We start from the raw sequence: 21,782 nt of genomic DNA, 5'->3' as shown, positions 1-21,782 counted from the left end.
CTCTGGTACACTTATCTTGCATGCTCTTAATCGCTTTGTCCCATTTTCGATCAGCTGACGTTCAAATTCTGGTTTGAATGCTTGGTAAAAGTCGTCAATATGGCAGTATAATTCGGTTAGGTTGTCCATGTAAGAAGTCCTTTTTGTTGAGTTTTTGTTGGTACCTTAACTTTAACAATTTTGGACTTCTTTTTTTTGCTTTTTTTTGACCTGCTTATCCCGAACTCAGGTTAATTATAATTAAAACTTTTATTTTAGGAGACAATGTGACTCAACATCAGCAGATGAATCAACAGGTTGCCCCAAATCTAATCCGTCCTAATTCACCTATTGTAGTCGCAATTGATAAAGCTTCATTGAATGAAGCCTTGCAGTTGGCCGATCAGTTAGACCCCAGTTTATGCCGGGTTAAAGTAGGTAAGGAGCTGTTCACCCGATGTGGACCTCAAATAATCAATGAGTTACATAGCCGTGGGTTTGAAGTTTTTTTGGATTTAAAATTCCATGATATTCCTAACACAACGGCACAAGCGGTTTTAGCAGCTGCCGATATGGGAGTATGGATGGTTAACGTTCATGCCAGTGCTGGCTTGGAAGCGATGCAAGAATCCAAAAAGCGATTAGTGGATGCCGGTCACGACACCTTATTGATAGCGGTTACGGTGCTAACTTCTATGACAGAGCAGGGATTAAAGGGAATTGGTATTGATGTGGCGGTAACTGAGCAGGTAGAGCGCTTGGCATTATTGACCAAAGAAGCAGGACTGGATGGGGTAGTGTGTTCAGCTCAAGAAGCGAGTCGATTAAAGCAGCTGTGTGGTCAGCAGTTTCAACTGATAACACCAGGTATTCGTATGGCGCAAGATTCAGCGGATGACCAAAAGCGGATTTGTACCCCGAGTGAGGCGATACAAAATGGCTCGGATTACTTAGTCATTGGGCGCTCAATCACCCAAGCTGATGATCCTATTGATAAGATGACTCAGATCTTAGACAGCTTAAATTAGACTACTTAACGCAGTTACTGTGACTCTTTACTAATCAGGCTTTATTATTACATTCTATGAAATTTCAAGTATTAAGTGACCTGCATATTGACAGCTATGCCAAGCGTCAAAAGCCATTAGGCACTATCGTGCAAACTGATGCCGATCTTATATTGGTGGCTGGAGATACTGCCAATAGCGACTTAGGTATGCAGTGGTTACAGCAACAAGCTGAGATCAATGGCAAGCCTGTGGTTGCTATTGCAGGTAACCATGAATACTTTTCTGAAGATGTGCTAACGTTCGATGATAAGCTGAGTCAGTGGGATACTTTTGATAAGGATTCCCTCAAGGGTTTGAAGTTTCTACAATGTCAGCAGCTCGATTTTGGAGACCTACGTATCTTAGGATGCACGCTGTGGACTGATTATCAATTTGAGGCGACCTCCGAGACCCGAGAGTCGGTCATGTCTTTTATGCGGGATTATCGCCAAATCACAGCCGGATCTCAGCTTTTTTCGCCAGAAATATCGGTTCAGATTCATCAGCAACACAGAGCTTGGTTAAAGCAAGCGTTGATTGCAGCGCATAGTGAAAGTAAACGGGTGGTAGTCATGACTCACCATAGTGTGACGCCAAGATCTGTTTCCCAGCAATATGCAGGCAGGCCTAGTAATGCAGCGTTTGTAACGGACTTAAGTTCATGGATGCATCAGGACTGGGCACCAAAATTATGGCTACATGGTCATACTCATGAAGCCTTTGATTATGTCGAAGGCAAAACAAGGGTCATTGTGAATCCTAGAGCCTATCCAGGTGAGATTAGCAGCACTCAATTAGAATTTAGCTGGTCAAAGGTAGTAGAAGTTTGATACGGTTGAGCTATGACTAAAAAAGATAATAACTCAGTAACGCAAGCTAAGACGCAGACTAATGAGCGTTTAGTGGGTACTGACAAAGATAATATCTCTATACAGAAAGTAGCAGAGAATTCGACCAATAAATCGATGAGCCAGCCTGAATTTGGAGAACTTCCTTTTGTAGCAGGCAAGGTATCTAATGTGGATAGCAAAGAGCCGCCTATACGTGCTCCTGCTCCGGCCCATCTGCCGCCCAGTATGCTACATTCTGTAAAACAGCTGCCCAATAATGATGAGCGGTTAATTTTATTTACCAGACACTCTTTAAGAGAACGCTCTAATGGTCAAGGTTTTGCCAGCTATGATTTGCCGTTAACCCCTCAAGGCAGAGTGCTGGCTAAATCTTGGGGACGCTGGCTTGCTGAGTATTTGCCTTATTCAATGGACACTCATAGTATTGCCAGCCCTATATGGCGCTGTGTGGATACTGCTAAGCTTATGCAAGAAGGAGCGGGGGTAAGGCAGCCAATCGCTCACGAGCCTCTACTGGTAGAGCCTGGGAGCTTGGTAACAGATGCTGAACAAGCCAATGAAGAGTTCAAGAGGATTGGCGCCTTAAACTTCATCAATACATTCTTGCAAGACACTTCCAGCAGTACCAAGCCTGCTAAGCAAGGGGGGTTAGATCTGCTGTCTTTGTTGTATCAATCGCAACCTGAGCCTGGTCATTTATCACTGGCGGTAAGTCATGATACTTTATTGGCGGCCTTTTTAGGGGTTATGCGGCAGCATAATGAAATCACTTGGGATGATTGGCCAAAGATGATGGAGGGGATGTTTTTGTGGTTTGATGACAAACCTTTTGAAGACTCTACGGCTAATTTTATCTGGCGGGGTGAGAAGTTTGAGGTGCCTACTCAAAGCCTGATACTGCCGTAAAGCTTAACCTTATTTCTGATAATAGAAATAACTTTAAAAGTAAAAAGTTACCCAAAAAATAAGCCCCTAACTCAAAATGAGCTAGGGGCTTATTTTTATTTATAGCAAATCAATTAAGCTTTAAGTGCTTTAATTGCTTTGTTATAACGGCTCTTATGACGAGCAGCTTTGTTCTTATGGATAACGCCTTTGTCAGCCATACGATCAATTACAGGTACTGCTTTGTTATAAGCGGCAGTAGCTGCTTCGTAGTCGCCCGCTAAGATAGCAGCGTCTACTTTTTTGATGTAAGTACGGATCATTGAACGCTGTGATGCAGCGTGCTGACGACGAGTGTTGTTTTGACGAGCGCGTTTACGAGCTTGTGCTGAGTTAGCCACGGATGTCTCCTTGGTAGAGTTTAATTACTAAATTAGGACTCAGTAATAAATACTGATGAATATAAAAATCAATAGTTTATAGTAAAAACTGATTGACGCAAAATTATATTTATAAATTTACACAAAACTTATCAATCCATCTAGCGCTAGAGGACCATAAGTGTGCCTACTTTAGCCATTATGGATCTGAGACTATCCATTGGCTAGCTTAAGTTAGCTATAGTAACGTTTTTTATGCCTTGTTAAAGCAGCCAGTTCAACAAGAGGAGTATGGTGACTAAGCTTGTTGTAACAACAGTCTAAATTCATACTCTGGCATTAAATAACGTCATCAACACAAATTTGGAATATTATATTTGTGTGTAAATTAAAGCGGACAATTCTAGCAAACTAATGCTGTAATTACAATACAAACCGTTTGATTGATACTGTTTTAGCGCTATAAAGCGGCTTAAAGCATCAAATAAAGTCGATAGTAAGGCTCAGTATAGAGCCTTATTGAATTAATTATTTGGTGGTGGTTCAAAAAGTAGGCTGACATTAGACATACCCATGATTGATGTAAAAGAAAGCTAAATCAAAGGCTTTAAAGTGATTTTCCAGCTTTTTAGAAAAGTTACAACTTCGCCTAAATGCTCGCCTTACTCGATGTCTGATAGTGCAATTATTACCTTCAATGCCGACCGTAAAAAACTTGCCAATGACTTGGGTAAAGCCCTTAAAACCGGTAACAAAGCTATCCCAGGTATCACTAGCGATTCTAGCACAACTTACGCCTAAGACTTTCAGCTTAGCTTTAAGCTTTTTGACAGTATTAAGGTCTCGTTTTCCCCATACATAGGCAACAATTTCACCTGTGTCACGGTGATAGGCATAAATTAGCCATTGTTTGTTGGTCTTTTTACCTACGAATGTCCAAAGCTCATCGACTTCAAGACAGTCGTATTGCCTTTGCTTGGGGGTTATTTGGTAGTGACACTTTTTTAGGGTGGCCAGTACTTTGCCTTTGCTAATTTTTTCAACGCAAGCGATGTCTTTTATGCCACTGCCTCGAACCATAAGATGTCGTATTTTGCTATCTTTTTGGGAGTGACAGCCTTGGTACGTTAAGGCATGGTCGCCAATAAACTGCCGTTTGCAGTCTTTGCATTTATAGTTTTGTTTACCATAGCTTTTGAAGCCATTTTTCTTTATATTGTCACTTAGACAGGCTGGGCATTTGATGTATAGTGTGATGTGCATTTCACTATTTTATCAATTTCTCAGCCTCTTTTTTTTCAGCCTACTTTTTGAACCACCACCAAATCTTCTAACTATTTAACACCTTTTATTTAGATAATCTAATTTAAAGCGGCTATTTTCTATAGTGCGATTGCCCTGTAGGTAGGTTGTTTCAGTCAATGGTCAAATAATGCTAAGATTTATCCCTGTCTTTTGATTGCTGTAGATGGCAAACGCCTTTTCGATAAAATACGGTAAGCTAGAGAAAATATAGTAAGCTGGCTGACATATATAGAGTCGATTGTTAAAAAATCAAACTTTGTAAGCAACCCTGCAACATCAACTTACATAAAGCATTTTGGCTCACCCAGTTTGTTGCCTATAATCTAGACGAAGGCGTGTTTTGATTTTAATGAATTAACTTTGCTAATTATAAGACTGTATCTATGCTAAAAAGAACTTTTACTAATAAATTACCACAAAAACTAAATACTAAGACCAAAGCACGTGGTTTTGGGGTTAAGGCACCTGTTGTTGCCTCATTAGCGCTGATGGGTATGACCCAAATGGCTTGTGCTCAGTTATCTTGGCCAGGTAGCAGCCCTAATTATAGTAATGACACCAGCATTAATTATTTTAATGAAGCATTGGCAGCGGGCGAGCGTCGAGATTCAGGAGCTTTGTACCAGTACGAGCAAATGATGGGGAATGGTTTGTTTGCTATGTATCCGGCTTACTGGCGTCTAAACAATGACATCTCAACTTTACATCCCAATGTGGTCACCCAGTTTGCCAGTCAGTATAGTGGCAGTGTTATGGCAGAGAAGCTGGCTGCAGACTATGCAGAAACTAAAGCTCAGTCTGGTGATTATAATGCCGTGCGTCAAGTGGCCAATTATGTGCATAATGCTGACGACAGTGAAAAATGTGCGGTGGCTTTAGGCTTTAACAATGGTGGCGATGCCATGCGAGCGATTGCCTTAAAGCCTGATGTCTGGCTAACCACTAAGAAGCAGCCGGCTTTATGTAGCCAGTTGGCCACTGAAATGAATGGCAACCCGATGATTAATAATACGGACCGTAAACAGCGTTTACTGCGGATGTTACGTGTCGGCAATACCGGCGATATTATGGCCTTAGCACAATCATTGGGAACCCCAATTGCTTATAGCGAGCTGAGTGAAATTCAATTAAATCCTTCGGCGTTCTTAACCCGCTTTGGCAATCAGCCCAATAGTGTAAAAAATCAGTATTTATACCTTTATGCCATCGGACGTATCGCCGATAAATCTTATCGTGAGGCAGCCGTTCAGGTAGATTACGACATTAAACAAGACAATAATCGTCCCCAAAAACTTATTAATGAAGAAACCCGTCGTTACGCCTATCGAATCTTGGGTGTAAAACGTATGTATTATAATACTGATGATGGCTTTAATGATGAGGCGATTACTTGGTTCCGTAACAGTTTAGGCGAATCCTTTAACTATGAAGAAGCGGAAGACTATGCCACCGCAGCCATTCGTTTTAGTCAGTGGAATGATTTAATTAATGCCATTGGCAGTATGGATAATGCGGTTCAAAAAGAAAATATCTGGCAGTATTGGTTGGCACGTGCTTATGAGCAAGTTGGGGATGGTAATAAAAAGGCATTGGCGCGTCAAATCTATCAGCGCTTAGCCAATAATAGTGATTATTATGGCCTTTTAGCCAAAGATAAAGTCAATCAGCGCTTTAACGCTGGTAGTACCGCTTTGCCGAACGTGGCTAGCAGTGATAACAATCGCATGCTTAATGACCCGCACTTTGCTCGTGCTTTTGCCTTATATAACTCAAGTGCAAGCCGTACTTATGCCAACCGTGAATGGAACTGGGCGGTGAAAAAAGCGCGCGATAATAATGACAATAAAATGATTGTTGCCGCTTCTAAATATGCTCATGATTTAGGCTGGCTAGATCGCTCTATCTATGCCATTGATACTACAGAGGGCTTAAATGCCTTTAGTCTATCGCATCCGATGCCGCATCAAGATCAAGTGGTTCGTTATAGCCGTCAAGTAGGCATTGATCCGGCATGGGCTTACGGTATTATGCGTCAAGAAAGTCGCTTTGTTAGTACCGCGCGCTCAGGTGTGGGCGCCAGTGGTCTAATGCAGATTATGCCTGATACCGCAAAATATATTGCGCGTAATTTAGGTGAGACCTATAGTGCTAGCCGTGCTAACAGTGGTGATACCAATATTCGCTATGGAACTTGGTATATGAGCGATATTATGGGCAAACTGTATAACCAGCCGGTACTGGCCACAGCAGGCTATAACGCCGGTCCAAATAAAGCTAAGCGTTGGCAACCTGTTTATGGCTCACTGGCCGCGGACCAATATGTAGAAAGTATCGCCTATCCTGAAACTCGCAACTATGTTAAACGAGTGATGGAAAACGCCACTATTTACAGCAGTCTCTTGGGCGCTAACATGCCTATTTCACAGCGCATGGGTACCATTCCAGCCGGTTATTAATAGTAAAAGTAGGGGATAGCAAATAACAAACTTGCTATCCCTTATCTATTATTAATATAGAGATAAATAGGTTTGAGCAAAATTTTGAAAGGTGCTACACTTTTACCGCATTAAAAATGTATAGCGCTTTATAAACTAGGCATTGTCAATCCGCTACGATTTTTTTAATTGAATACTTGTGGTCTTACGATAATAAGTAATCAGTTCAAAGAGTCTTAGATTAGGTTGACACTCTGGTAGTGATAGGATGCATTGCAAAGTGTGCTTTGTGGCAGATTAAACAGCGGTTTAATTGGCCTATTACATTTGAGAAAAATGTACCATCACTTGCTAATGGTTGCCTAAACATGACAAGTTATTGTCATAATCCCATGGAAAACAACCTCAAAAAATCTCTAGGAGAATTAAATGAAACAACCTGTTCGCGTTGCCGTCACTGGTGCTGCTGGTAATATTAGTTATGCTATGCTGTTTCGTATTGCTTCAGGCGAAATGCTAGGTAAAGATCAGCCTGTTATTCTACAGCTTTTAGAAATCACACCAGCACTTGACGCCCTAAAAGGGGTTGTTATGGAGCTTGAAGATTGTGCTTTCCCACTATTAGCAGGCGTGGTTCAAACTGATGACGCTAACGTTGCATTCAAAGATGCAGACTATGCATTACTAGTTGGTGCTCGTCCTCGTGGTCCTGGTATGGAGCGTAAAGACTTACTAGAAGCCAACGCTGCTATCTTCTCAGCCCAAGGTAAAGCTTTAAACGAAGTGGCTAACCGTGATGTTAAAGTATTGGTTGTAGGTAACCCAGCTAACACTAACGCTTTGATCGCTCAGCGTAATGCTCCAGATCTAGATCCACGTAACTTCACTGCTATGACTCGCCTAGACCACAACCGTGGCTTAGCTCAGCTAGCTGAAGAAACCAACAGTACTGTTAATGACATCAAAAAAATGATCATTTGGGGTAACCACTCATCAACTCAGTATCCAGATCTAACTGAGTGTACCGTTAATGGTAAGCCAGCTCTAGATCAAGTTGATCGTGATTGGTACGAAAACAGCTACATCCCAAGCGTACAAAAACGTGGTGCAGCAATCATTGAAGCACGTGGTGCCTCATCTGCAGCCTCAGCAGCCAACGCTGCTATCGCTCACATGCGTACTTGGGCACTAGGTTCTGATGAGAATGATTGGGTTTCTATGGGCGTTTATTCACAAGGTGAATACGGCATTGCTGAAGGCCTAATCTATTCGTACCCATGTACTTGTGCTAATGGCGATTGGAAAATCGTTGAAGGTTTAGACGTATCTTCTGATTTCTCACAAGAGAAAATGAAAGCGACTGAGCAAGAGCTTGCTGAAGAGCGTGATGCGGTAGAACATTTACTTCCATAAGTGAGTAAAATATCCTAAGCATAACCTTTAAGTAAAAAGAAGCCTGCAAATTTGCAGGCTTTTTTTATTGCTAATTTTATGAATATTAATCACTTGTAAAAAATGCAAAACGCTACCTTATTAACACAACAGTAAAGCTTCTATATACTTTTAGCACAGTAAAATTTAAGCTATTTGCTACAATCAATAATAAGCACTAAAGATTAGAAGGGATTACAACTGGCTAGAAACTAAGTTCTAAATAAATTAAATTCTAAATAATAGTTTTAGAGTTATAAATAAACAGCCCGTTAAACTAATAATATTTAAACTAAAAACAGTCAAATTAAAAAGCAGTTAAATTAAAAGAGGATGCATTATGTTAGGTGAACCAGAATATACTTTGAATGAATTATTTGCGCAGTTAGGTCTTGAGAGCTCTGACGAAGCCATTGATAAATTTATCAGTCAGCATAAGTTGGCTAAAGAGCAGTCTTTAACAGATGCGGATTTTTGGACCGACTCACAACGTGCTTTCTTACAAGAAGAATGGAAACGTGATGCGGTTTGGGTAGAAATTATCGATGAATTGAATGTTCGATTACATCCTACTGCCTAAGTGCTTTTAAGGCTAAGTTCTGTTAACACAAAGAATTCTAGAGTTAGTAACCAGTAATAAAATATAAAATGCCTCCTAATATTTAGGAGGCATTTTTTAGTACAAGTTATTTGGCTTATTATTGAGTGTAGCTATTTTGGATATAGCTGTTACTGGTAGTACCAAAAGAGGTCGAGCTAGCTGCATAATTGGCTGCCGGATAGCTTGGTTCAGAAGTAGTGGCCGCCACTGTATTAAATGAGGAGCCACTGGTCTTATATAAGCTATTATAACGATTAAGTACTCTTTGAACGTAGTTTCGGGTTTCTCTAAAAGGAGGGATACCGCCATACTTATCCACGTTACCTTCGCCTGCGTTATAGCCTGCCAAGATATGTTCAACTTTTCCGTTAAAGCGTCTGCTGAGCCAAGCCACATATTTGGCGGCGCCTTCAATGTTCTCTGCAGGGTTCCAAGCGTTAACCACAGAGAAGCGGCGGGCAGTAGCAGGCATAAGCTGCATTAAACCCTGAGCACCCACAGGAGAGCGGGCATTAGGGTTAAATGAAGATTCAGTATGCATCATTGCTTTTAGCAGGCCAGGGTCAATACCATGACGTCTGGCAGACTCAAGGATATAATGATCGTATAAATTATTACCTGATCCAATGCTACTGCTTGAGCTAGAACCATTAGGCATGTCACTATAACTTCTAGAGTTTAAAGTGCTGTAGTAGCTAGGTTCTTTAATGGTTAAGGTATTGGTCGCGGTTAAATCTGCCCCTGAGTTTGGGTAGTAGTTAACTTTGACTTTTTTTGAGTACTTATTAAAGTTATCAGAAGGATTCACATTGGTAAGCAGTACCTGACCTGAATCATCTTTGTAAATGTACATATTCCCAGCATTTGCTGCCACTATGCTTGAAGAAATTATTATTGAACCGGCAACCAAACTGGCTGAACGAGCTAGAACTTTATTCAACAATTCAGTCATATTCATTTTTCACTTATTTTTTGAGGTCATACAATTTATATATTAGAAGGGGATACAGTATTTTTTCTTAAAAGTTTACCGCTTAATAAAGGGTAACTGATTAAGCTTATTTAAACTATAAAATACGATAAGACAACGTAATATAGCACTATTAAACATTTATATCTAACAGATAATGCCTTCTGTATCCGATAGACAGCAGTTCAGAAAGAATAAGAAATATTGTTACTGAAAGTAAGTTTTAAGCCACTTTTAGCTGTCTATTGTTAAGTGAATCATTGTTATTTTATCCCAAAGCTCCTCTAGCATTGGAGTAAATATTTGAACTCAGCGTCTATAGTTCTATAGTAAAGCCGCCACAAAGATCGGTACCCAAACCGCGGTGATTAACCCATTGACCGCTAAACCAAAGGCAGCATACCTGCCTGCAGTATGACTAATTTGCCATGCTTCAACGGTACCGAAAGCGTGAGCCGCTAAGCCCAAGGCGAGTCCTTTAGCTCGATCATCTTGTATATTACGAAATAGAGGCCTTGCTACCGCGCCCCCGAGTAGCCCTGACACAATAATGATTAGGTTGGCTAAGGCTAGAGGCGATTTGATGATTTCTGCCACACTTAACCCAATTGGGGTTGTCACCGAACGGGTAGAAAACGCCAAAATCGTTTCATGACTTAAGGAGAAGCCGTAAGCCATTCCCATAGGCAATAAAGCGCCCACTAAGCTGGCTATTAATACAATGATAGACAGCTTTTTAATAGGCAATCCTTTGAAATTCATAGTGGCCAAAGGAATGGCCAATAACACAGTCACATAGCCCAGAAGGTGGTCAAATACGGGCTTAGCAACAGCATAGTAATGCTCATAGTCCCAACTAAAGATAAATAAGAATACCAATACCAATACCAGGGCAGTAATTACCATGGGTAGGCCTGAGATTCGTTTCGATAAAATACGGGCCAACACATGGGCAACCAAGGTCAGCATAAAAGCGGCAAATACCGTAAATAATGTGGTGCCTTCAGGCATAAGTTGCAATACATTCATCACTTATCGCCCTTGTTATCAGTAGGGTTAAAAGAATCTGAGTCGTACTTTATTAAAGAAGATGACTCCGCTTGAGTTTGTTCTGTACCTTCAGAGGCGGCTACCGTCTGCCCATCATTAAGCCAGATGTTAGAGAGTTTTCCCAATCCCCATAAAGGAATTAAGGTACTGATAATTAAGGTCAGCATAATTCCCAAAAACTCGTCACCCAATCCGAAAATTAGTAAACCTGCTCCCGCAGATACTGGTAAAAAGGCAAAACCACTGTCTACCAATAAGGTATTACTGGCACTGGTAAGCCATTCAGGAAGTCCCACTGTGAACCGCAATCCCATCAGTAATAAAAATAAGGCAATCAAGCCCACGATGTTACCCGCACTGGCAAAACCCAATGCCTGACAAATCAGTACCGCACTTTCACGAATAATAATAACTATAGCCAGCGTAAAAATAATGGCTACTGGCAAGGAAATCTTTGATTTTGAAGTCGGTGATTGATTATTAGAAGAGTTTGAAGCAATGGCCATGAGTCATCCTTAATAATCGAGGCTAAAGCAATAATAATAAGTTATGAATGTTAGATTCTACCAAATCAATACAGTTAAAGGATAAGTTAATCAAATTTTAAGGAAAAAAAAGAGCCTTAAGGCTCTTTTTAATCAAAAATAAGACTAGGATTATAACCAGCTATTGTAAAAAATAACTACATTAATCATTAGACTCTTGTTCGGTCAGTGAGGTAGGCTCTGCTTCCAACTCATAATCAGCAAAATCCTCTTTTAGATTCGAGTCAGATAATAACGCTTGTTCGGCTTCTTGCTTTAGCTCTTGTTCAAAAGGCTCAAGCTTAGGGATTAACAGTTCAGCTTGCTCTTTTGGCAGTACTGCAAAGGGATCAATGTTTGACTGACCTAACAGTTGCTGTAATTTATCAGCGGGGAGACGTAACGTTAAAATCTCATGACCGGACTCATCATAGCTTTCTTGCTCTACCACATCTAAGCGGTATAACTCATTTTTCAGGTTGCCAGCATCATAAGGTAGGGTTAACTCAAAAGTACTTAACTTACCCGTTAGCAGCTGTTGCACGGCCGTGGTAAGCATACTCATACCTAAATCCGCCTTGGCAGAGACGTAGACTCGGCTTGGCACCCCAGGCTCACTATAATTAATGTGGGCAGGTTCCCCAGTTAAGTCAATTTTGTTATAAACATTGAGTACGGGGACATCGCTATTAATTTCAGCCAGTACTGATTTAACGGCTTCAATTTGCTCATGCATGTCGGGACTCGATGAGTCAATAACATGCAGCAATAAGTCAGCCTCCAATGTCTCTTCTAAGGTGGCATGGAAAGACTCCACCAATTCGTGGGGCAAATGACGCACAAAACCTACCGTATCTACTAATACTACGCGGCCAACACCTTGCCAGTCTAAGCGTCTAAGCGTGGGGTCTAGCGTTGCGAATAGCTGGTTCGCGGCATAGATATTTTCATCGGCCAAGCGGTTAAACAAAGAGGATTTACCAGCATTGGTATAGCCCACTAAAGAGACGGTCAATACATCAGACTTTTGACGTTTGGCTCGACCTTGAGCGCGAGTCTGCTTCACCTTGTCTAATCTGGCTTTTAACTGCGTGACTCGAATTTGTAGTAAGCGTCTGTCTGTTTCTAACTGAGTCTCACCTGGACCCCGCAAACCAATGCCCCCTTTTTGGCGTTCTAAGTGAGTCCAACCTCTTACCAAACGGGTAGCTAAGTGATTTAATTGGGCCAACTCAACCTGAAGCTTACCTTCATAGGTTCGGGCACGTTGGGCGAAAATATCTAAGATAAGTCCAGTGCGGTCTAATACCCGGCATTGTAATAAGGTTTCTAGGTTTCGCTCTTGAGACGGGGTCAAGCTGTGGTTGAAAATAACAATATCTGCTTCCAAAGCTTGAACTTGTTCAGCAATCTCTTGTGCTTTACCACTACCGATAAAGTATTTAGCATCGGGTTTTTGTCTAGATCCTGTGATCACAGCCAACTGCTTAGCTCCAGCAGAGTCTACTAAAAGTTTAAACTCCTCTAGATCATCTGGGTCTGAGATTTGTCTAATTTCTAAATGTACTAAGATGGCGCGCTCACCACCTTCGTGTCTGTCAAAATAGTCCAAAAATATCCACCTATTATTAAAATTTAAGAGAGACAACCTGATTAAGTCTCAAACTATTGAGCAATTACTAGGTTGTTATGTGCTATTAATGCCGTTAAATGAATGAAATTAAAAGGGGTAAGGGTAAAAATAGTACAAATATAAGACAATAAAGGCAGGGGATATCAAAATCAGTGAACAGTTGATTACTGTGATTAATTTATTTGATATACTTAGCTGTCGTAAATATTTTTGGCTGCGATAAGCAATTGAGATTGTCGAAGCCCTGAGTTTTATTCTTTTATCACCAGTTTAGTGCGGACCTTGCTATGAGCTTGAAATCTAAAATTAAAGATACCTTTAAATCAACTACCAAAAGCAGCATTAAGCGAGGTAAAACCGTCATGGGCTTAGTAGATACTGTGGCTGGAGGGTATAGAGCCGCAACCAAGATTGATGCTTGGCGTGAGCCGCCAAGAGACATTCTGCCCAAATACATTCAAGCCTTCTGCCGTAAGTCTGCTCGAGCCTTAGGGGTAGAGGTGATTGAAGTAGAGCCGGTGCCAAAAACCCATGCTTTGTGGGCTTCAAATCATATTTCTTGGATGGATGTCCCTGTTGTGGGAAGTGTAAGCCCCGCCTTTTTCTTATCCAAAGCGGAAGTGGCAAAAATGCCGGTAATGGGTCCTTTGGCAAAAGTAGCAGGGACGTTGTTTATTAAACGAGGGTCAGGGGACGCCGGTTCAGTCGCTTCGCAAATGGCTACTTTCTTAGAGATGGGTTATTCGGTGATGTTTTTCCCAGAAGCCACCACAACAGATGGCCGACAAATAAAGAAGCTACACGGTAAATTGCTACAAGCCGCTATGGACGCCAATAAGCCAATTCAGCCTATCGTTATTTGTTACATTAACAAAGAAGGTGAGCTTGATGATACTGTGCCTTATTATGGCGGTATTAGGTTAAAAGACAGTTTGATGAGTGTCATTGATGGCGACTTAGTCACAGCCTATGTTCTTCCTTTACAGCCTTTATATCCAGAAGATAAGACTCGTGATGAGTTGACCGCTGAGCTACAGGAGCGTATGCAGGCAGGTTTAGAGGAGCTGCACAGTCGGGTGGTAAAAAGCCAACAGAACAAGTTGAAGTGGCAATCACAACATAATTGTAATAAAAATAGATGAAAATAGTGACATATTAAACCTATTTTACCGCTATAGTGGCGCCTAACTGATTTAATAAAATGCAATAAAGGAAGTTTTATGCAAAGGCGTTCTCTAGCGACAGATACCCCTGAAAACCAACGAAAAGAGGCTTCTACAACGACAACCAAAACAATGACCTCTACTGATAACACAATGAAAAGTAAAGCGAGCAAAATTCTAACCAATCAATTAGCTAAACAATTACGCCGCGCTCAAGTACTAAAAGGCATGAGTGAAACCATGGTAGGTGGTTATCGGGCCATAACCAAAGTAGATGGTTGGGGAGAAGTTCCGAAACGTGATGAGCTGCCACGCTATAACAGAATTTTTTGTCGCAATATGGCGGCCGCTTTTCATATAGAGGTAGTGGCGGTCGAGCCTATTCCTGAAACTCATGGATTATGGGCCGGCAATCATGTGTCTTGGATGGATATTCCAGTGATGGGCAGTATGGTCCCAGCTTTTTTCTTATCCAAGGCTGAGGTTGAGAAAATGCCAGCATTTGGGCGACTGGCCCGTGCTTGTGGGTCATTGTTTATCAAACGGGGTTCAGGAGATTCACGCAAGGTTGCGGGTCAAATCACTGAGTTTTTAAAAAAAGGCCACTCTGTCCTTTTTTACCCTGAGGGCACCACCACAGACGGTACTCATATTAAGAAGATATATGGGAAGTTACTACAAGCAGCAATGGATGCTGACAAGCCCATCCAGCCTCTTGTGGTCTGCTATGTGAATGATAAAGGGGAGTTGGATGATCAGGTTCCCTTTGTTGGCGACACTTCTTTTACCAAGAGCTTCTTAAATGTTATGGACAGTGGCCCAGTTACCGCTTATATATTGCCTCTTGAGAAAATTGAGACTACAGGCAAGATCCGTGATGAGTTAACCGAGCTACTGCATCAAAGTATGCAGCAAGGTCTGGAAGACCTACACAGTCGAGTGCTTAAAAAATCTGCTGACTCTACAGCTTCTAACTCTGATACTGATAGTACAGTAGATAACGCAAGATCAGTTGCTTAGGTTTGTTATTTAGAGCTATCCCTGTTTTACAGTGGCTGTAACTTTGATTGCTATAACGGCATAGCTAAAAGCAGATGTAAAAAACCACTGGTTACTCATAAGTAGCCAGTGGTTTTTGGTTTATAGAGCTCAATTTATTCAATCAGTAGCCTTTTAAATAAAGTACTTCAGCTCTAATATTAATCTCAACGAAATATCAGAATATGCTTAGGGTGATGGGTTGGGCTGCTCATTATGTATCGCATCAATGGCTTCTAACACATCGGTGCTTAGCTCAAGGTTGATACTGTCAATATTAGACTTAAGCTGTTCAATTGAAGTGGCACCAATAATATTGCTAGTGACAAAATGACGGCTGTTTACAAAAGCTAAAGCCATTTGCGCCATATCCAGTCCAGCATCTTTAGCAATACGAGCGTATTGAGCGGTTGCCCATTTAGCTTCTTCATTGGTATAGCGTTGGAAACGATCATATAGGGTTAGACGTGCGCCTTCAGGCTCTTTTCCGTCTAAATATTTGCCGGATAAAACCCCAAAACCTAAAGGGGAATAAGCGAGTAGACCGACATTCTCTCGGTGGGCTACTTCTGCTAATCCAACCTCATATAGACGGTTCAGTAGGTTATAAGGGTTTTGTACACTGATAGGGCCTTTCAAGCCATTCTTCTCAGCTTCCCACAGATAGCGCATCACGCCCCAAGTGGTTTCATTAGACAAGCCCCAAGCTCTAATACGCCCTTTTTCGATTTCTGCGTTTAAAGCTTCGATGGTCTCTAAAAAAGGCGTTAGATTTGATAAATCTTGCTGAGCCATCGGTTCAGTATAACCGCGGACACTAAAAAAGTTGGCTTCACGCTCAGGCCAATGTAGCTGATACACATCAATATAATCGGTCTGTAAGCGCTTCAAGTTACCATCTAAAGCTTCTGCAATGTGTTTGGCATTAAAACGGGTTTTTCCCTCACGCAAAAAACTCATGGGTGATATCTTACTCGCCAAAACCACTTCATCACGGCGTTTGTTTTTAGCAAACCAAGTACCCATGAAACGCTCGGTATCACCTTGCTTGTCTTTGGCAGGAGGAGAGGGATACATCTCGGCGGTATCCCAGAAGTTGACGCCTTGCTCTAAAGCAAAGTCCATTTGCTCGTGAGCTTGGGCTTCGCTACTTTGTTGGCCCCAAGTCATGGTGCCCAAACAGATTTTGGAAACCTTGTCACCAAGTTGGGGCAGGGTGGTGTACTTCATATTTGATCCCTTTTTAGTTATGGTCTTATTATTTACGGTCTTATTGAGTGTCTGTTAAAGGCAGCATTAACTGCTACATTAACTGTACGCCTACTTGGCCAGGAGGGGTAACCTTAAAGATTTGTACTTTAAACAATAGGGGTTGGCCGGCCAGGGGGTGATTAAAGTCCACTTCTACTTCATCTTCAGTCACTTTGCTAATTACACCAGGTAGGGTGTTTTTGCCCTTATCTTCAAACTCAATCATCATCCCCACCTCTGGATTGGATGCAGTTAAGGCAAATTGAGTCCGGCTAAAGGTTTGAACGTTATCTTTGTTCCATTCACCGAAAGCTTGCTCAGGCTCTAAGTGAGCGGTACGGGTATCACCAGCACGCAAGTTATTTAGTACGCTCTCAAAACCTGGCAATAAACTTTCATCACCAATAGTTAATCGTACTGGCTCAGGACGGTTAAAAGTCGAATCAATCACAGTACCATTTTCTAGAGAAACTTCAAAATGAAGCTGTACCTGACTGCCCTGGGTGATACGCGTATCTTGATTGGGGTTGATAAAGGTAGCTGAGTCTGCAGAAGTATTAGAATTATTCATAGTTAAGTCACTTATGGTCATTTTAAAGGGAATGTTATTCCACTATATATAGGCTATGATAGTTTATCATAAAGCACGAAGTTACAGGTTTTGGTGAGTATAAAACTAATCAGCAAAATATTATTAAAGACTGCCCCTTGAAACTTGGCAGGAATGACCTAAAATAGAGAACTTCAAAGCGATTTATTGCGAAATCTCAAGGACAACAGGTACTTGAGTATTCTGCAATAAGTCTATATAATATAGTGTCCGAAAAATGGGTAAGCTGTCGAAGCATTTGTGATAAGCTTAACATGGCGATGAGGTTTTTCTTACCTCCATCACAAGTTTAAAGTGCAAGTGACGGCTTGGTAGCCCATTTTTTTGTATTTAATAAACGGGAGAAGGATGCCTTATGGCAACAACTAACCAATTGATTCGTAAGGGTCGTAAAGTATTAAAGGAAAAGTCTGGCGTTCCTGCTTTACAATCATGCCCACAACGCCGTGGTGTATGTACTCGTGTATATACTACCACTCCAAAGAAACCAAACTCAGCCATGCGTAAAGTATGTCGTGTACGTTTAACTTCAGGTTATGAAGTATCTAGCTACATCGGTGGTGAAGGTCATAACTTGCAAGAGCACAGTGTTGTACTAATCCGTGGTGGTCGTGTTAAAGACTTACCAGGTGTACGTTATCACACTGTTCGCGGCGCACTTGACTGTGCAGGCGTTAAAGACCGTAAGCAAGGTCGTTCTAAATATGGTGCTAAGAAGCCTAAAGCTTAATTAGCAAATAACTAATAATATGCATGGGTTCGGTGTTCTGCAATTAGCAAACATACCACCATGCAGTAAGGCTGGCTGGTAACCATTTAAAACCTATATTCGTATATGGTTATGAATGCCAGACACCCCTGAAGACAAGGAAATTTATTATGCCAAGACGTCGCGTCGTCGCTACTCGTGAGATCCTACCGGATCCAAAATTTGGTAGCCAAACAATTGCTAAATTCATCAACCACGTAATGGTTGACGGTAAAAAATCTACTGCAGAACGTATCGTTTACGGTGCATTAGAGCAAGTTGCAGAAAAACGTAACATCGAAGATCCAGTTGAGTTCTTCGAAGAAGTACTTGAAAACGTTCGCCCAATGGTTGAAGTTAAAGCTCGCCGTGTTGGTGGTGCTACGTATCAAGTTCCTATGGAAGTACGCCCCTCCCGTCGTACAGCTTTAGCGATGCGTTGGTTAGCTGACGCTGCTTCTAAGCGCTCTGAAAAATCTATGGCTTACCGTTTAGCGGGTGAGTTATCAGATGCCCATGAAGGTAAAGGTAACGCTGTTAAAAAGCGTGACGAAGTTCACCGTATGGCTGATGCGAACAAAGCATTCTCTCATTACCGCTTCTAATTTAAGCGCTTACTTTATAATTGAGTGCGCTTAAGCTGTAACTGAGTAATAGAAAGACGATTATTAAGATTTAAGGCTATTAGGAATCAAGATTCATAATAGCCTGTAACAATAAAAAGTTACATAATATATGGTTTGCTTAACTGCCTAATTTGGTAAATTACAGTGAACGATATAACCGTAATAGCGTTAAGTTTTGAGAAATAATGGTGAGTTGGGAAAACTGCCTACAATACAGTCAGTTTTATTCTAGCTAATCGATGATTTAGCCATGAGTGCTCAAGCTGAAAGTCTGTATAGTCTCCATCAGCCTCAGTATCATAAAACTGTCATCTTTTGAAGCTACCCTAGCCTCCTGCCTATCTCGAACTATTACAACGAAATAAATTATAAAGACATTCCATTAGGAAAAAATTATGGCACGTGCAACCCCCCTAAACCGATATCGTAATATTGGTATTTCAGCACACATTGATGCTGGTAAAACAACCACGACCGAACGTATTCTATTCTATACCGGTGTAAACCATAAGCTAGGTGAGAGCCATGATGGCGCAGCTACTATGGACTGGATGGAACAAGAGCAAGAACGTGGTATTACCATTACCTCAGCAGCAACCACTTGTTTCTGGTCAGGTATGGGTCAGCAATTCCCACAGCATCGTATTAACATCATTGACACCCCGGGCCACGTTGACTTCACAATTGAAGTAGAACGTTCAATGCGTGTACTTGATGGTGCATGTATGGTTTATTGTGCGGTTGGTGGTGTACAGCCCCAGTCTGAGACTGTATGGCGTCAAGCTAACAAATATCATGTACCTCGCTTAGCGTTCGTTAACAAAATGGACCGTGTTGGTGCTGACTTCTACCGTGTTAAAGAACAAGTTAAAACACGCCTAGGCGGTAACCCAGTAGCTATGGTTATCCCAATTGGTAAAGAAGATGACTTTGAAGGTGTTGTTGACTTAATCACGATGAAGGCCATCTACTGGGATACTGAATCTCTAGGTATGAAGTATGAAGAGCGTGAAATTCCAGCTGAGCTTCAAGACAAAGCGGAAGAGTATCGTAGTGAATTAGTTGAAGTTGCTGCTGAAGCAAACGAAGAGCTAATGAACAAATACTTAGAAGGCGAAGAGCTAACTGAAGCAGAGATTCATGCCGCTATCCGTCAGCGCACTATCGCTAACGAAATCATTCCAATGTACTGTGGTACTGCCTTTAAAAACAAAGGTGTACAGAAGATGTTGGACGCGGTAATTCAGTATATGCCAGCTCCTCAAGATGTTCCTGCTATTAGAGGTATCTTGAACGACAAAGATGAAACTGAAGGCACTCGTGAAGCTTCTGATGAAGCGCCATTCTCAGCACTAGCGTTCAAAATCATGAACGACAAGTTCGTTGGTAACTTAACCTTCGTACGTGTTTACTCAGGTGTTATCAAGCAGGGTGAAAGTGTTTATAACCCCGTTAAGATGAAGCGTGAGCGTATCGGTCGTATCGTACAGATGCATGCTGAATCACAACAAGAGCTTGAAGAAATCCGCGCTGGTGATATCGCTGCCTTAGTTGGTATGAAAGATGTAGGTACTGGTGATACTCTATGTGATGAAAAAGAAATCATTACTCTAGAGCGTATGGAATTCCCTGATCCTGTAATCAGTCTAGCTGTTGAGCCTAAGACTAAAGCTGACCAAGAAAAAATGTCAGTAGCTCTAGGTCGTCTGGCTAAAGAAGATCCATCGTTCCGTGTACACACAGACGAAGAATCTGGTCAGACCATCATCAGTGGTATGGGTGAGCTTCACTTAGAAGTACTTGTTGACCGTATGAAGCGTGAGTTTAAAGTAGAAGCTAACATCGGTGCTCCACAAGTTGCTTACCGTGAAACTATCCGTGGTACAGTTGAACAAGAAGGTAAATTCGTTCGTCAGACTGGTGGTCGTGGTAAGTTCGGTCACGTTTGGTTACGTCTAGAGCCTCTAGATCTAGATGAAGGTCCTGAGTACGAATTCTCTGAAGAAATCGTTGGTGGTGTTGTACCAAAAGAGTACCACAGTGCGGTTGATAAAGGTATTCAAGAGCGCATGAAGAACGGTATCCTTGCTGGTTACCCAATCGTTGGTGTTAAAGCGACACTATACGATGGTTCTTACCATGATGTTGACTCGGATGAGCTATCGTTCAAAATGGCTGGTTCTATCGCATTCAAGAAAGGTTTCATGAATGCTAACCCAGTACTACTTGAGCCATTAATGAAAGTTGAAGTTGAAACTCCAGAAGAATACATGGGTGATATCATGGGTGACTTAAACCGTCGCCGTGGTATGGTTCAAGGTATGGACGACTTACCTGGTGGCACTAAGCAGATCCGTGCTGAAGTTCCATTAGCTGAAATGTTTGGTTATGCAACTAACCTACGTTCACAGTCGCAAGGTCGTGCAACATACTCTATGGAATTCCAAAAGTATGCTGAAACGCCTAAGTCTGTAGCTGAGGATATCATGAAGAAATTCTCTGGCAAAGATGACGACGACGAGTAAGATAGATTAAGTTAAAGTGTAATGATAAGAGTAGCCAAACACTGGCTACTCTTTGAAAACAAAAAAGTGATTACAAGTTCTTAATATTCCTAAGCGGAATACATTGTAAGTAGTTGATGAATTTATGACCAATTACGTATCAAGGGCTTGTCATTCACTATTGTTTTCTTATATCATTTGCGACTGACTTGATCACCATTTTTAAAGATCATAATTTGAAGAACCTTATTTTCTGACAGCCTAAAAATAAATAGTGTTATTTATGATAATTATTTATCAGCTGTCTTAATTGAATTAGTATTAATAAGAGGACAAACTCATGGCAAAGGCCAAGTTCGAACGAAGCAAGCCACACGTTAACGTTGGTACAATCGGTCACGTTGACCACGGTAAAACTACCCTAACAGCTGCTATCGCTACTGTTGCTGCAAAAACTTCAGGCGGTGAAGCGAAAGACTACGCTGCAATTGACTCAGCACCAGAAGAAAAAGCACGTGGTATTACAATTAACACGTCACACATTGAATATGACACAGCTGATCGTCACTATGCACACGTAGACTGCCCAGGTCACGCTGACTATGTTAAAAACATGATTACTGGTGCGGCTCAGATGGACGGTGCTATTCTAGTAGTATCAGCTACTGACGGCCCAATGCCACAAACTCGTGAGCACATCTTGTTATCACGTCAGGTTGGTGTTCCATACATCATCGTATTCATGAACA

At 41.5% G+C, this 21,782-nt stretch carries 20 protein-coding genes and 1 pseudogene; 12 read left to right on the top strand and 9 right to left on the bottom strand.

Features of this window, described 5'->3' with window-relative positions; all coding sequences use genetic code 11:
- Positions 1 to 129, bottom strand: a pseudogene (locus tag A1019T_RS09940) (IS982 family transposase); the annotation flags it as partial.
- Positions 130 to 284: 155 nt separating this feature from the next.
- Between A1019T_RS09940 and pyrF the strand changes: the two are divergent.
- The 3 genes from pyrF to A1019T_RS09925 all read left to right on the top strand — a co-directional run bounded on the left by pyrF (position 285) and on the right by A1019T_RS09925 (position 2,785).
- Positions 285 to 1,007, top strand: coding sequence for an orotidine-5'-phosphate decarboxylase (pyrF, locus tag A1019T_RS09935; RefSeq protein ID WP_077451512.1), 723 nt, complete (start codon positions 285 to 287; stop codon positions 1,005 to 1,007).
- A 56-nt stretch (positions 1,008 to 1,063) separates the two neighbouring features.
- The gene (locus tag A1019T_RS09930) at positions 1,064 to 1,858 is read left to right on the top strand and encodes a metallophosphoesterase (protein WP_077451507.1); all 795 of its coding nucleotides are present in this window, start codon (positions 1,064 to 1,066) and stop codon (positions 1,856 to 1,858) included.
- Between the two features lie 246 nt (positions 1,859 to 2,104).
- Positions 2,105 to 2,785, top strand: a complete 681-nt coding sequence (locus tag A1019T_RS09925; RefSeq protein WP_244156623.1) for a histidine phosphatase family protein — start codon at positions 2,105 to 2,107, stop codon at positions 2,783 to 2,785.
- A 113-nt stretch (positions 2,786 to 2,898) separates the two neighbouring features.
- Here A1019T_RS09925 and rpsT read toward each other — a convergent pair whose 3' ends face one another.
- Both rpsT and A1019T_RS09915 read right to left on the bottom strand, forming a co-directional pair.
- Complete coding sequence (gene rpsT / locus A1019T_RS09920) at positions 2,899 to 3,165, bottom strand: 30S ribosomal protein S20 (protein ID WP_007393743.1); 267 nt, start codon at positions 3,163 to 3,165, stop codon at positions 2,899 to 2,901.
- A 540-nt stretch (positions 3,166 to 3,705) separates the two neighbouring features.
- Positions 3,706 to 4,407 carry an IS1 family transposase gene (locus A1019T_RS09915; protein ID WP_077451506.1) on the bottom strand — a complete coding sequence of 234 codons (702 nt, stop codon included), beginning with the start codon at positions 4,405 to 4,407 and terminating at the stop codon, positions 3,706 to 3,708.
- A 425-nt stretch (positions 4,408 to 4,832) separates the two neighbouring features.
- On the opposite strand from A1019T_RS09915, the gene A1019T_RS09910 reads away from it, so the two are divergent.
- The 3 genes from A1019T_RS09910 (at position 4,833) to A1019T_RS09900 (ending at position 8,895) form a co-directional block, all read left to right on the top strand.
- Entirely contained in the window at positions 4,833 to 6,905 is a 2,073-nt protein-coding gene (locus A1019T_RS09910) for a lytic transglycosylase domain-containing protein (RefSeq protein WP_077451505.1), read from the top strand.
- A 408-nt stretch (positions 6,906 to 7,313) separates the two neighbouring features.
- Positions 7,314 to 8,297, top strand: a complete 984-nt coding sequence (locus A1019T_RS09905) for a malate dehydrogenase (RefSeq protein WP_077451504.1) — start codon at positions 7,314 to 7,316, stop codon at positions 8,295 to 8,297.
- A gap of 358 nt (positions 8,298 to 8,655) precedes the next feature.
- On the top strand, positions 8,656 to 8,895 hold the full coding sequence (locus tag A1019T_RS09900; RefSeq protein WP_077451503.1) for a DUF2789 domain-containing protein: 240 nt from the start codon (positions 8,656 to 8,658) through the stop codon (positions 8,893 to 8,895).
- Between the two features lie 118 nt (positions 8,896 to 9,013).
- Here the strand turns inward: A1019T_RS09900 and A1019T_RS09895 are convergent, their stop codons facing one another.
- From A1019T_RS09895 to hflX, 4 genes are all read right to left on the bottom strand, one after another.
- Positions 9,014 to 9,868, bottom strand: a complete 855-nt coding sequence (locus A1019T_RS09895) for a lytic transglycosylase domain-containing protein (RefSeq protein WP_077451510.1) — start codon at positions 9,866 to 9,868, stop codon at positions 9,014 to 9,016.
- A gap of 342 nt (positions 9,869 to 10,210) precedes the next feature.
- Positions 10,211 to 10,915: an LrgB family protein gene (locus tag A1019T_RS09890; protein ID WP_077451502.1), complete on the bottom strand. Its 705-nt coding sequence runs from the start codon at positions 10,913 to 10,915 to the stop codon at positions 10,211 to 10,213.
- Positions 10,915 to 11,442 (bottom strand): CidA/LrgA family protein, encoded by a 528-nt coding sequence (locus tag A1019T_RS09885; RefSeq protein WP_244156622.1) that lies wholly within the window; start codon positions 11,440 to 11,442, stop codon positions 10,915 to 10,917. Before A1019T_RS09885 ends, A1019T_RS09890 begins: the two co-directional genes overlap by 1 nt.
- A 181-nt stretch (positions 11,443 to 11,623) precedes the next feature.
- Complete coding sequence (gene hflX, locus A1019T_RS09880; RefSeq protein ID WP_077451501.1) at positions 11,624 to 13,072, bottom strand: ribosome rescue GTPase HflX; 1,449 nt, start codon at positions 13,070 to 13,072, stop codon at positions 11,624 to 11,626.
- A gap of 308 nt (positions 13,073 to 13,380) precedes the next feature.
- Between hflX and A1019T_RS09875 the strand changes: the two genes are divergently transcribed.
- Both A1019T_RS09875 and A1019T_RS09870 read left to right on the top strand, forming a co-directional pair.
- Complete coding sequence (locus A1019T_RS09875) at positions 13,381 to 14,235, top strand: lysophospholipid acyltransferase family protein (RefSeq protein WP_077451500.1); 855 nt, start codon at positions 13,381 to 13,383, stop codon at positions 14,233 to 14,235.
- A gap of 174 nt (positions 14,236 to 14,409) precedes the next feature.
- The gene (locus A1019T_RS09870) at positions 14,410 to 15,276 is read left to right on the top strand and encodes a lysophospholipid acyltransferase family protein (protein ID WP_077451508.1); all 867 of its coding nucleotides are present in this window, start codon (positions 14,410 to 14,412) and stop codon (positions 15,274 to 15,276) included.
- 207 nt (positions 15,277 to 15,483) lie between these two features.
- Here A1019T_RS09870 and A1019T_RS09865 read toward each other — a convergent pair whose 3' ends face one another.
- Positions 15,484 to 16,524: an aldo/keto reductase gene (locus A1019T_RS09865; protein WP_077451499.1), complete on the bottom strand. Its 1,041-nt coding sequence runs from the start codon at positions 16,522 to 16,524 to the stop codon at positions 15,484 to 15,486.
- 73 nt (positions 16,525 to 16,597) lie between these two features.
- Positions 16,598 to 17,116, bottom strand: a complete 519-nt coding sequence (locus A1019T_RS09860) for an FKBP-type peptidyl-prolyl cis-trans isomerase (protein WP_077451498.1) — start codon at positions 17,114 to 17,116, stop codon at positions 16,598 to 16,600.
- A 394-nt stretch (positions 17,117 to 17,510) separates the two neighbouring features.
- Between A1019T_RS09860 and rpsL the strand changes: the two genes are divergently transcribed.
- The 4 genes from rpsL to A1019T_RS09840 all read left to right on the top strand — a co-directional run.
- Entirely contained in the window at positions 17,511 to 17,885 is a 375-nt protein-coding gene (rpsL, locus tag A1019T_RS09855) for a 30S ribosomal protein S12 (RefSeq protein ID WP_007395523.1), read from the top strand.
- A 149-nt stretch (positions 17,886 to 18,034) separates the two neighbouring features.
- The gene (rpsG, locus tag A1019T_RS09850) at positions 18,035 to 18,508 is read left to right on the top strand and encodes a 30S ribosomal protein S7 (protein ID WP_077451497.1); all 474 of its coding nucleotides are present in this window, start codon (positions 18,035 to 18,037) and stop codon (positions 18,506 to 18,508) included.
- A 416-nt stretch (positions 18,509 to 18,924) separates the two neighbouring features.
- Positions 18,925 to 21,054, top strand: a complete 2,130-nt coding sequence (fusA, locus tag A1019T_RS09845; protein ID WP_077451496.1) for an elongation factor G — start codon at positions 18,925 to 18,927, stop codon at positions 21,052 to 21,054.
- Positions 21,055 to 21,373: 319 nt separating this feature from the next.
- On the top strand, positions 21,374 to 21,782 hold a 409-nt coding region (locus A1019T_RS09840; protein WP_143514106.1), incomplete at its 3' end, for a GTP-binding protein.

Origin of the sequence: Psychrobacter piechaudii (genome assembly GCF_900162825.1) — a bacterium.
In the GTDB taxonomy this organism is placed as follows: Bacteria; Pseudomonadota; Gammaproteobacteria; order Pseudomonadales; family Moraxellaceae; genus Psychrobacter; species Psychrobacter piechaudii.
Note: the sequence above shows the minus strand (reverse complement) of the source record. Positions and strands in the feature narration are given on the sequence as shown.